Genomic DNA, 12,521 nt, shown 5'->3' with positions numbered 1-12,521 from the left:
TCGATCGTGCCATCATTTCCGTTCACGGACACAACGACTTGCGTTTGGCAGTGGCCAACTTCCTCGAAGCGGTGAAAAACGGGGCCAGGCAGCTCGAATGTACCATCAACGGCATCGGCGAACGAGCGGGAAATGCCGCCCTGGAAGAATTGGTGATGGCATTGCACGTCCGGCGACAGTATTTCAACCCGTTCTTAGGACGACCGACAGAATCGGAATACCCCTTAACCCGAATTGACACCCAGCAAATCTACAAAACCTCGCGCCTGGTTTCGAGCCTCACGGGGATGTCCGTCCAACCCAACAAAGCCATCGTTGGGGCCAATGCTTTCGCCCACGAGTCTGGCATTCACCAAGATGGTGTTCTCAAGCACAAACTCACCTACGAAATTATGGACGCTCAGTCCATTGGCTTGACAGATAATCAAATCGTGTTGGGCAAATTGTCCGGTCGCCATGCCTTCCAAACCCGCCTCGCAGAACTGGGATTCGAGCTGTCGGAAACCGAACTCAATAACGCTTTCCTCAAGTTCAAAACCTTTGCCGACCGGAAAAAGGAAATCACCGATTGGGATTTAGAATCGATCGTCAAAGATGAAATCCAGCAACCCCCCGAACTGTTCCGGGTGGAGTTGGTACAGGTCTCCTGTGGCGACAATGCCCGCCCGACGGCGACGGTGACATTGCGCGCGCCGACGGGAGAAGAGCTTACCGATGCGGCGATCGGAACCGGACCGGTAGATGCGGTGTATCGGGCGATCAACCGGGTGGTGAACGTGCCCAATGAGTTAATTGAATTTTCCGTACAATCGGTAACCGCTGGTATCGATGCCCTCGGGGAAGTCACCATTCGCTTGCGCTACGACGGGCGGGTGTTTTCCGGTCACGCGGCGAATACCGACATCATCGTCGCTTCGGCTCATGCCTATACCAACGCGCTCAATCGGCTGTACGGATCGCTCCAGAGCGAATCGGAGGCTGTTGCTAAAGCGACGGCGACTCTGTAGCTCTGTAGATAGCGAAGCTTAGATGAGTGCAATTCGGTTTGATTTGATGCAAGCGGGTGAAGTTCGCCCGCTTTTGCGCGATCGAGGTGCTGCTTCAATCAACAATATTGGGTAAACCCTCTGGCAGGACTGGTAAACCTCTCCTTGTGCGAGTTCCGAACTCGCAAGCGCGGAATTCTCTTCTCTAACCGAAGCCCGAGACGGGGTGCAACATCCGGACAGCACGATAGAATGAATAGCGCGGGTTGCATTCGTACCGAGACCCCTCGAAACCCATCGTAACGGGGCGAAGATTTCCAATAACAGCCTTTCTTGGGTTTGCTCCCCACAAACCAACTGCTACTCGATCGCTATGTTTGACTTACGTTCGATACGTTTGCTGTTGGCAGTGTTGTTGCCAATCCCGTTCTTTTCCTTCAAGACTTCGGGTGTGGCTTCTCCTACTCCCCAGATTGCGATTGAAGCCGCGATCGAACCAGAAATCGAATCTTCAATCTCGATCGAACGCGGCAAACAACTTTACGATGCGGGTCGGTTTGCAGAAGCCGTGCGGGTTTGGGAGCAAGCCGTCAGCGAAGATGTTCTCCAACAAGCACTGAGTTTAACGTACCTCGCCCGCGCCTACCAAGCTTTGGGAGAGTGGGACAAATCCCGACGGGCGATCGAAGATAGCCTCGATCTACTCCAGAACGAACCGGATTTAGATTCCTGGGGACTGATGGTTTTGGGGCAAACCCTGAATACTCAAGGCACGTTGTATCTCGATCGCGGCGATGCCGCTACGGCTCTGGACACTTGGCAGAAAGCCGAATCGGTCTACGATCGAGCCGACGACGAATTGGGTGAGTTGGGCAGCCGCATCAACCAAGCTCAAGCCCTGCAAAATTTGGGGCTTTACCAACAAGCCCAAAGGATATTAGAGCGAGTTAACGATCGCCTACAAACTCAAACGGATTTGTCTCTCAAAGCAATGGGATTGCGGAGTTTAGGAGCTGCGCTACAAGCCTTTGGGGATGTTTCGGGTGCTCGCAAAGCTCTAGAACGAAGTTTGTCGATTTCCGAAGCATTGGCAGATGAAGCGGGGATCTCGGTGAGTTTATTGATGTTGGGAAATGTCCTCAGACGAAGCGATCGAGAAGTTGCCCTGGAACTCTACAAACAGTCGGCAGATCTGGCTCCCCAACCCCTCAATCGCCTGCAAGCCCAACTCAACCAGTTGCGCCTCCTCCAAACCCTCGATCGATGGGATGAAGCATTAGTCAGGACGATCGAATCCGATCTCAACGGACTTCAAGCCAGTCGTTCGACTGTCTACGCACGGGTGAATTTCGCCCAAACTCTACTCGCGGCATCTGGGGAAGAGGTTCCCGAAGATCGACAAATCGCTCAACTGCTGGCTGCGGCCATTTCCCAAGCCGAACGACTCGGGGATATCCAGGCTCAGTCTTATGCCTTGGGAACTTTGGGACGGGTGTACGAACGCGCGGGACAATGGCAGGAGGCGCGGGAACTGAGCGAACGAGCTCTCAGTTTGGCTCAATCTCGCAACGCTGCAGAAATTACCTATCTCTGGCAGTGGCAGTTGGGACGCATTCTAAACGCACAAGGCGATCGAACCGGGATGCTTGCCGCCTATACCGGGGCGATCGAGACTCTGGGAACCCTACGCGACGATTTAGTTGCCAATCCCGAAGAACAGGTCTTATTTCAAGAGCAAATCGAACCGATTTATCGAGAGGCGATCGCTTTGTTGCTCGCTCCTGAACCCGGCAATCTCATCCCGTCTCAAAAGAACCTCAAACAAGCGCGCAACTACGTAGAAGCCCTACAACTAGCCGAACTCGACAACTTTTTCCGCCAAGCTTGCCTCGATGCCCAACCCCAACAAATCGATCGCATCGATCCCACGGCTGCCGTGTTTCATCCCATCATCCTCGACGATCGACTTGCAGTGATTCTGTCCTTGCCCGATCGGCCCTTACATCTCTACCAAACCGAACTTCCCAAAAGCGATGTTGAAGACGTTTTTGCGAACATGCGACAGTCGATGAGTCGGTCGTTTCCCACCGGGGTGCGGCTGCAAGTCTCCGAGCAAATCTACGATTGGCTGATTCGTCCCGTCGAAGCCCAGTTAGAAGAACGCGGTATCGAAACCCTCGTTTTCGTGTTAGATGGTTCGATGCGAAACCTACCCATGGCAGCATTGTACGATGGTCGGCGGTATCTGATCGAAAAGTACGCGGTGTCTCGTAATTCCGGCTTGCAACTGCTCGCGCCTCGCTCTTTGTCTGCAGAAGATCTCAATCTTCTCGCCGGGGGGTTAACTGAAGCGCGCCAAGGCTTTTCCGAACTTCCCGGTGTGGATGCGGAACTGGCGAAAATCTCCCAAATTCTCCCGACTCAGGTTTTTTTGAATCAAGAATTTACTCCGTCTACCCTCGAAGAATCGATCGAGCGCTTCTCGATCCCCGTGGTACACCTAGCTACCCACGGTAAGTTTAGTTCCACCGCAGATGAGACGTTTATCCTCACCTGGGATGGCAAACTCGATGCCCAAGGCTTGGAACGCTTACTTACCGCCCGAGAATCCAATCGGTTAAGCCCGATCGAGCTTCTGATCCTCAGTGCCTGTCAGACGGCATCGGGCGATCGACGGGCGGCGTTGGGGTTGGCGGGAGTTGCAGTGCGATCGGGAGCCCGCAGTACGATCGCCTCCCTATGGCGGGTGAACGATCGCTCGACGGCCGATTTGATGGTGGCGTTGTATCGATCCTTGGTTCAACCCGGTACGAGTAAAGCCCAAGCATTACGCAACGCCCAACTTACTCTCCTCGAAGATCCTCAAACCGAGCATCCTTTCTTTTGGAGCGCGTTTGTTTTAGTTGGGAATTGGCTTTAGGGGAGAATTTTGAAGGGCGGAATTTTAAATTCCACACCCCTTTCCCTTTCTTGCATTCCTCGATCGAACACAAGATATAGCCACCTTATTATAAATTTAGGTGGTATAATTCATCTTGACAAAAACATAAAAATACGTATTAAGGTCGATTGCTTTTTTGAAATAATTGCTTTGTCAATTTCGGCGAGATTTTATTGTCGCGACCGTCGAAAAAATTGCAATTTCAGCCAATTGGCGGATGTTCGGTTGCCTTTTTTTCGCTAGTGCTTTATATCGATCTTTCCGTAATTATACAGGAAAAGCAAACCCAAGTCGAGACCCACTTCGGAAAAAAGTTCAGTATTTTTACTGGACAAAATCCGCTACTTCGATCTCCTTAGAAAAGCAATCGATAACCAGACGTAACGATTAGGGGTACAGGGCAAGATGAATCGTATAACGCTCTATCGAATCAGTAGGGGTTTTCAGCTCAAATGCTATCAAAAAACTCGACTTTCAACCGTTCGATCTCCATCGGTATCGGTTGTACGATCGCCGTAATTTCAACGACTCCGAAATGGAGTTTGGCTCAAACATCAGATGCGATCTCCAAACGAGCGATCGTTACTTTCCAAATCTTCGATCCACCCCCAGGTGAAGAAGAACCCGACAGCACGTCTGGTGGAGGTTCTCGCAATGACGATACCTGTCTGGAGGAAAGTCAAATTATCGCTTTAAAGCCCGATCGAGATCGGGATGGGGGATCGACCGAAACCCTGTCGATCTTATCTGTATATCTACCACAAACCTCAGCTAAAACTGCAATTGTTAACATCGAAGACATCGATCGAAACTCCATTTACTACGATCGACTACCTATTAGTGGAGAGCCGGGTATTTTAAGGATAAGTCTTCCCAAAGAGATCTTAAATATTGAGACTGAAAATCGATATTACTGGTCGTTTTCAGTGGTGTGTGGGGAAGAACTCGATCCCAACGATCCGACTCTTGAAGGATGGGTAGAATCGATCGATGGAGAATTTCGTTTGACTGACGAAGCGAATGAGGAAAATTCGCTTGAAGAGACTCCCTTAATCGAACCCAATTTCTAAAAAAATTGGTGGAATTTTAAATAAAGCCCGTGAGGATGACTTGGGTGCGTTCGAGCCTCGCGGGCTTTAACGTATGGGAAAGAAACGTTCCGATCTATTGATTTCCAACCCATCTCCATCAATAGATTCGCTCTTCAAGAGCATCTCGAACGATTGCCAGAATTTACAATTGCAAGATAGACTTTTATCCAAACTTTATTCGATAATCAGTAGGTGAACGGAGAAAAGCTAGGTTACATTGAGATGTATAACTCAACTCTAGTCTTCATCAGAGTGATGAGTTGGGTCGAGTTATATTCAGTGACATCCTGGAGGATTTTAACGCCTACTTAAATACCACACTTTTAAAATTAACGATAGAGCGGAGCCATCGGTATGGCCCAATCCCAATGAGGAGAAAACGATCTCGAGCCTACCCATAGAAAAGACCGATCGCCCGCTTTTGAACCCAAGGGTACGATGCATGAATTTATTCGGAATTGGCTAACAGAATGAAGCTCGACTTTCGACCGGGTTGGTGGCGATGGCACATTCCTTTGACCATTGCTATAAGTGTTGCGGGATTAACGATCGCCCTGAGCGGGATGGGAATGTTTCAACTACTCGAGTGGGCAACTCTCGATCGTTTTTTTCGCCTGCGCCCGATCGAACCCCCCGATTCCCGGATCGTCATCGTGGGAGTCGAAGAAGAGGACATTACCCAACTCGGACAATGGCCGATTTCCGATGCAATGCTCGCGCGCGCTCTGAAAAATCTCCGAGATCGCCATCCGAGAGTCATCGGCTTAGATATCTACCGCGATTTAATCGTCGAACCGGGACATACCGAACTCGTAGAAATCTTTGAATCGACGCCCAATCTGATCGGCGTGGAAAAATTCTCGGGCGATGCCGTTGCCCCTCCTCCCACCCTAAAAAAACGAGATCGGGTCGCCATGAACGATATTGTTCTCGATGCCGATGGCAAAGTTCGACGCGGATTAATTTCTAGTCATCGCGATGGGGAAACCAAGCTAAGTTTGGGGGCAAAGCTGGCACTGATGTACCTTGAATCTGAAGGCATCACCCCGGCTCCAACCGGCGACGGCGCGATCGAATTGGGGAAAGCCCGATTTACTCGATTTGAAAGCAATGACGGCGGATACGTCGGAGCCGATGCCGGAGGCTATCAGCTCTTGCTCAACTTTCGAGGTCCTCCAGGGCATTTCGAGACGATTGCTTTGAGCGATTTGCTGCACGATCGCGTGCCCGCCGAATTGATTCGCGATCGCATCGTTCTGATCGGCGTTACCGCCCGCAGTCTCAACGACTTTTTCTACAATCCCTACACCATCAACGATGCCACGACCCCCGCAGGGGTGGAAATTCACGCTCATCTCGCCAGCGCCATCGTTAGTGCGGCTCTTGACGGACGAGCTGCGATCGACACCTTCTCCGATCCCGTCGAGGGGCTATGGATTTTCTTATGGTGCGGGAGCAGCACTATGTTGGGATTGTTACTTCCTCAGCGTAAAAAAGTAGCCATCGGTTTAGTTGTGGCGATCGCGTCACCCATGGCAATGGCGTATCTGGCGTTCCTCGGCGGGTGGTGGCTGCCGGGATTGACCCCGGCAATCGGTGCGCTCTGCGCTGCGATCGTCGGTATTGGTTATACCCTCTGGAACGACCTCAGACATTCGCACCAACAGCTGGTCACCTACGCCCAAACCCTAGAAGACAAGGTGCGTTCTCGCACCATCACCCTCGAACGACAGACCCGAGAATTGGCTCGAAAAACAACGCAGCTTAAAAAACAAGCCAAAGAACTCGCGGTCGCCCGAGATACTGCAGAAGCCGCCAACCGATCCAAAAGTGCCTTTCTCGCCCATATGAGCCACGAACTGCGAACTCCCCTCAACGCCATTCTGGGATTTTCACAACTGATGGCTCGCAGTACCACCTTACCCCCCGAACACCAAGAAAGCGTGCGGATCGTCAATCGCAGTGGAGAGCATTTACTGTCTTTGATTGAAAATGTCTTAGATTTTTCTAAAATTGAAGCTGGAAAGATCGAACTCCAACCCTGCGACTTCAACCTGTATCGATTGCTCGACGATCTCGAAGAAATGTTCTCCCTCCACGTTCGAGATAAGGGGTTAACTCTAACGTTTAAGATTGCTCCCGAGGTTCCTGAGTACATTCGCGTCGATAAAGTCAAGCTACGCCAAATTCTTATTAATACGATCGGTAACGGCATTAAATTCGTGCAAGCGGGTGGAGTGACCGTCGAGGTTAGTACGACGCGGACGACCCGTGCAAATGGCGATCGGGCGACCGTCTGCTTCGCAATTGTCGATACCGGTCTGGGTATTGCCCCGGAAGAACTCGATCGATTATTTGAACCCTTCATTCAAACCGAAACCGGTCGCAACGCCGGTCAAGGAACGGGTTTGGGTTTGGCGATCGTTCGTCAATCGATCGAACGGATGGAAGGCCGCATCACCGTCGAGAGCCAAGTGGGTGTGGGAACTCGGTTCTACTTTGAGATTCCCGTCGATGTCATCGAAGCAAATACCGGTGAGGATCGGCGCGATCGTCGACAGGCAATCGCCTTAGAAGTCCACGGACTGCCACCGCGCGTCCTCGTCGCAGACGATCGCCGAGACAATCGCCTGATGTTGGTCGAAATGTTGCGACCGATCGGGTTTGAGGTGCGAGAAGCTCAACAGGGAGTCGAGGCGGTCGAAATTTGGGAGTCTTGGCAACCCGACTTCATTTGGATGGATGCACGGATGCCGGAGATGGATGGTGGTGAAGCCACTCGAATCATTCGAGGCAAAGAATGCGCCCGCAAGCTGGTCAACAACAGCTCGAAACCTCGAAAGACGGCGATCGTTGCCCTCAGCGCAGATGCTCAAATCGAAGCCGACGAGAGAATGTTGGCGGCCGGTTGCAATGCTGTTACCCACAAACCCATTCGAGAAGATGTGGTTTTAGAGATGATGGCTCAATACTTAGGGATTCGCTACCAGACGGCAATACGATCTCCAATTCAGACGGACGAGATCGGGCAACCCAACTTAGACAAATCGTTGATCGAACTGCGAGGAATCTTGCCCCCACAATGGTTTGCTCAGTTAACCCATGCGGCGATCGCCATCGATAACGACCGGATTTTACAGCTACTCCAACAAATTCCTCCTGAGTTCGCACCGATCGCCCGCCAGATGGAACAGTGGATCGGGACGTTCCGCTGCGATCGAATTGTCGAGTCTCTCGAATCCACGCAGATTGGGAAATTTCCTGCCGTTCGATTCCAGGGAAATATCCGATCCCGGCTTCAAGTGATGCCCTCGGAATGGGTGACCGGCATTTATTGGGCTGCGGCCACGGGAGATGACGACCGGCTTCGGAGTCTCATCAAAACCATGCCGGTTGCCGATGCCGAAACAGCCAAACTACTTTTAGGTTTAGTTGCCGAGTTTCAATTTGAAGCGGTGATGGCACTCACAGAATTTGCCCGGAACTCTGGTGGCGAACCGATGGAAAAACAGGGCATCATCTCAAGTTCGGTTAAATACTCGTAATTTTAGCAAGGGAGGAAAGAGACGAGAATTGGAGAACCACTCAACCCGAACTGGCGTTAAACAACTCAGGCACGCGATCGCGCAAGGCCGCAGTCAACAGGGGAAGCCGATCGCGCATCTCTAGATACCAGTGGTATCGCTGGCGATAGTGCCCGCACAATAGGCGGTTCTCTTTCACCCATTGGTAAGCATTGGCTGCGATCGACCGTCGGACATCCCCTCGCTCGATCAGTTGGTGGAGCTTGAAGGCAAATTCGGTTGTCGAGCGGTAAATCGACCCCGTTTTCCCCTCCACGATCGACCGATCGTAAACCGTCGGACTGGCGAGAACGGCAACCCCGTGACCCGCACATTCAAGCCACTTTAAATCGGATTTCATTTGATTGAACTGGGTCGGTAAAAGGGGCAAAATTGCCACATCGCACTGATGGAGAATTTGATGGTAGCGCTCGTAGGTACACAGCGGCTCGAAGGTTTTGTGGGGAGTTTCCAAAGCCTCGAAAAAGGCACGATCGTAGATGACTCGAACGCAAACGCGGCGCTCGCACCTGGCGAGGACGCGGTTGAGAGCGGGCATTATCTCGGCCCAATCCGCCTCTCGATTCAGCGCGCCAAAAAAGAGCGTCACCGGCAGATCGTCCTGGTAAGTGCGAGGTGGCGGCAAAACCGGTAGCTGGTTGGGAAATACTCGTACGTAAGGATTGAACTGACGTAAGAACTCGGCCAAGGGGTCTGTGGAGGTTTGGATGCAGTGGCAACTGCGGAAAAGGATAAAATTGTTGTTGACGTGCTCGGCCCAAAATCGCGGATCGTCATCAATTTCCGCAACGGTCAAGTACCCCAGACTCAGTAGCGGTTGCTGCACGGCAATGGCGTGAGATAAAGTCCAGCGATCGCGCTGCCAGACAAATACTTTATCTTCACCGGGTCGCCCCACACTCAAATCGGCCGCCTTGACTTGAGAAATCGTTCTCACCCCAGGAATGGTACGGCTCAATAGATCGGGCTGATAGACCCGCACCCGATCGGACGCGATCGTCGACAGCAGCAGAGTTTGAATCAGCAACTGCCGAGGGGGAGCCATAGAGGCAACGGCCCGGACGACGTACTCAGAAGTCGCAGTATCGCACACAGCGCGATCGCCATCGAGCGGTAGGGCTTGCACGAACTCCGATAGCTGTTGTTGAAACTCCTCCGAGTCGCCATCGCCATTTTCGAGTTTCACGACGTCGCACAGGTGCAAACCCGCCCCAGCAAACATTTCGCGAATGCGATCGAGGCTGAACCACTGTCGGTATCCCCGAGCTAAGGCACTGTCGTCGCCCCATCGTCCGCGCAGCAGCGATCGAAGGGTTTGCCAATACTGGACGTTGGGAAAACTGGCAACGATCGTCCCTCCCGGTTTAAGCCAAGCCCCGTGACGTTGGAGTAGCTCTTTGGGGTCGGTCGCGTCCTCGAAAACCCGATTGTAAATAATACTGTCGATCGTGCCCGGTTCTAGCCCGAACTGCTGTAAATCCAACGATTCCACCGCTCCGACCACCACCCGATCGAGGTGTCGAGCTGCCGATCTCGCAGTCTCTAAGTGCCTTTCAACGCCGACGTAGTGACAATCTGGGGCGATTTGTTTGTAAAGCCGAGCTAGAGAGCCATCCCCGCAGCCCACCTCTAAAATATGGCGGGCATCCGCTTCCATTAGTTGCAGCAGAGTCGCTCGGTATTCGAGAGTTGCATGATCCTCGTGCGATCTCATGGATTTCTTCAGACGATCGGTGCGCGATCGACTCTGGATTCTCCTAACTTTTTGGCAATAAGATAAGATACTAGCAACTGACGCGCTCGATCGGCAAAAGTGTTTCCGCGATCGAAACAATATTTCCATTGGGGTGAAGCGCGCGTCGGGACTCGGAACTTGAGATTCAACCCACCCGTCATAGCTGCAAAAGTATTCTGACACCGAGAATGCTGGAGATGTCTTCATCTGAGGAGGTCAAACCGATGAAGAAACCTCGCTCGATCGTCGTCGATCGAGTTGTCCTGGCTGGATACGGCCAGGCGATCTCGCCAGAACAACTCGATCGAGCCGAAGAAGTTGAGGGATTCGAGGTCATCTTGCCGGATGCGATCGAGCGACCGCCGTATGATGAAAGTGTTCCTTAGGTTTTTCCAGAGCTGTTCGGGCTGCGCTTCGATCGAGAAAATCTCATCGAACGACAGGAGCGCTGGTATTTCCACCGGACACACACCCCCAGCTCGGGTGGAAGAAAACTTAAGTTAAACTATTATGGCTTTATACGGAGACTTTTTACTCAAATACCTTCGACCATCAGGCGAACAATTAGCAGTTCCACTAAATTTCCTCACCTCAATGGAGGCTGGAAAGTTAGTTGCGAGTCAACAACAGCACGTACAGTATTGAGGATGGCAGACCTTTTCCAAGTTGGAGATCGGGCAATCCAAGCCCATGAAATTCCGGCGCTGCTCAAGCGCTATCAACTGATGCAGCCGTTTTTGCGGGAAGTGGTTTTGGATCGAGCGATCGCCGATTATTCTTGTACTGAAGAAGAGAAAACAACCGCCGTACGGCAATTTTGCCAAAAGCACCAGCTCACCTCACCCGAATCAATGGAGGCTTGGCTGAAAAATCAAAATCTCACCGAAGCAGAACTGACCGAACTTGCGATGCGACCCGTGCGGATCGAGAAATTCAAGCAGGACAAGTGGTCCAAAAAAGTGAAGACCCACTTTATGGAGCGTAAATCCGGACTCGATCGGGTCATTTACTCCCTGCTCCGAACCCAAGATGAAGGTTTAGCTCACGAGTTGTACTATCGCATTTTAGAAGGAGAGCAGACCTTTGCCGAATGCGCCAACGAATACTCTCAAGGGCCCGAGGCCCGGTCGGGCGGGTTGCTCGGGCCGGTTCCCCTCATTCAGCCCCATCCAGCCATCGGTAAGCTCCTATCCGTCTCTCAACCCGGTCAGCTTTGGGCCCCGAGACCCCTAGCCGAGTGGTTTATCATCGTGCGCCTCGAAGAGTTCCGACCGGCTCAACTCGACGAACCCATGCGTCAACATTTAGTTGACGAAATGTTTCAAAGTTGGCTCAAGCAACAAACTCAGAACATTGATGTTACCCAGTCTTAGCGATCTTCCCCAGCTCTAACTCATGACTCAAACCGTCTCCCAACCCCAAATTTCTGCCTTTCTCGCCCAAGTCTCCCCCTTCGAGCGATTGGGGAAAAACGCGATCGAAGGGTTGGCGGCAAAATGTCAGCTCTTGCGCTACCGCATCGGGCAACAAATCCTGGTGCGAGACAAACTGCCCGCTCAAGTGTCGATTATCTACCAAGGTCAAGTACGATTGCTCGGATACGACCATCGATCGCAAAAGTCGGCAAGTTTGAAAACCGTCGGCGCGGGGGATATGTTCGGCTGGCTCGGCTTGGTCAGGGGTGTCTCGTGCGAAACGGCGATCGCCTCGACTGAAACCATCTGCTTGACAATCCCGGCGATGGAGTTTTTAGAGCTGTTGAAAACCAAGCCGAATTTTTCGAGTGCTCTCAAAGATCGAGTGGAGATCGCCGAATTGTTCGAGCTGTTGAGCTTGGAACTCGAACGTCGTGCCGATGCGGGATCGAACTTAAAAGATTTAGCCTTGCAAATGTTAGAGGATGTCCAAGTCCTTAATATTCCCTCCGGAGCGGTCAGCCAGACGCAACTCGATGCCAACCGCACCTGGCTTGTCAGTAGCGGCTCCGTCGGAGAACATCCCACCGGTTCTCGGCTGCCATCGCCCTATTTGCCCTCTTCCCTACGCAAAGGGGTGCGGCTGATCGGGGTGATGTGGCCCGAGCAGAAGGCATTGACCCAGTCCGGCAGCGCTGCCCTCGAAGAAGATGGCTCGCACTTAGATCCTTGGGACGATTCAACCGGCGAAGACCCCGGTGCGATCGTC

Annotated in this window: 9 protein-coding genes; 7 read left to right on the top strand and 2 right to left on the bottom strand. The window is 52.2% G+C overall.

What is annotated here, in order from left to right:
* From IQ235_RS06570 to IQ235_RS06555, 4 genes are all read left to right on the top strand, one after another.
* Positions 1-1,007, top strand: a 1,007-nt coding sequence (locus tag IQ235_RS06570; RefSeq protein WP_264320690.1) for a 2-isopropylmalate synthase, incomplete at its 5' end; no start/stop codon positions are given.
* 352 nt (positions 1,008-1,359) lie between these two features.
* Positions 1,360-3,906 carry a CHAT domain-containing protein gene (locus IQ235_RS06565; RefSeq protein WP_264320689.1) on the top strand — a complete coding sequence of 849 codons (2,547 nt, stop codon included), beginning with the start codon at positions 1,360-1,362 and terminating at the stop codon, positions 3,904-3,906.
* Positions 3,907-4,379: 473 nt separating this feature from the next.
* Positions 4,380-4,997 carry a DUF928 domain-containing protein gene (locus IQ235_RS06560; RefSeq protein WP_264320688.1) on the top strand — a complete coding sequence of 206 codons (618 nt, stop codon included), beginning with the start codon at positions 4,380-4,382 and terminating at the stop codon, positions 4,995-4,997.
* Positions 4,998-5,488: 491 nt separating this feature from the next.
* A complete protein-coding gene (locus tag IQ235_RS06555; protein ID WP_264320687.1) occupies positions 5,489-8,563 on the top strand; it encodes a CHASE2 domain-containing protein in 3,075 nt (1,024 codons plus the stop codon).
* A 40-nt stretch (positions 8,564-8,603) separates the two neighbouring features.
* Here the strand turns inward: IQ235_RS06555 and IQ235_RS06550 are convergent, their stop codons facing one another.
* Both IQ235_RS06550 and IQ235_RS06545 read right to left on the bottom strand, forming a co-directional pair.
* On the bottom strand, positions 8,604-10,316 hold the full coding sequence (locus IQ235_RS06550) for a methyltransferase domain-containing protein (protein ID WP_264320686.1): 1,713 nt from the start codon (positions 10,314-10,316) through the stop codon (positions 8,604-8,606).
* Positions 10,317-10,324: 8 nt separating this feature from the next.
* Positions 10,325-10,498 (bottom strand): hypothetical protein, encoded by a 174-nt coding sequence (locus IQ235_RS06545; protein WP_264320685.1) that lies wholly within the window; start codon positions 10,496-10,498, stop codon positions 10,325-10,327.
* Positions 10,499-10,561: 63 nt separating this feature from the next.
* Between IQ235_RS06545 and IQ235_RS06540 the strand changes: the two genes are divergently transcribed.
* The 3 genes from IQ235_RS06540 to IQ235_RS06530 all read left to right on the top strand — a co-directional run.
* Positions 10,562-10,723, top strand: a complete 162-nt coding sequence (locus tag IQ235_RS06540; RefSeq protein ID WP_264320684.1) for a hypothetical protein — start codon at positions 10,562-10,564, stop codon at positions 10,721-10,723.
* Between the two features lie 261 nt (positions 10,724-10,984).
* Entirely contained in the window at positions 10,985-11,710 is a 726-nt protein-coding gene (locus tag IQ235_RS06535) for a peptidylprolyl isomerase (RefSeq protein ID WP_264320683.1), read from the top strand.
* A gap of 22 nt (positions 11,711-11,732) precedes the next feature.
* The coding region (locus tag IQ235_RS06530; RefSeq protein ID WP_264320682.1) for a cyclic nucleotide-binding domain-containing protein at positions 11,733-12,521 on the top strand (789 nt) is incomplete at its 3' end.

The sequence above is a fragment of the Zarconia navalis LEGE 11467 genome, assembly GCF_015207075.1.
GTDB classification, from domain to species: Bacteria; Cyanobacteriota; Cyanobacteriia; order Cyanobacteriales; family Geitlerinemataceae; genus Zarconia; species Zarconia navalis.
The sequence above is the reverse complement of the archived record's forward strand: the minus strand, read 5'-3'. Positions and strand labels throughout refer to the sequence as shown.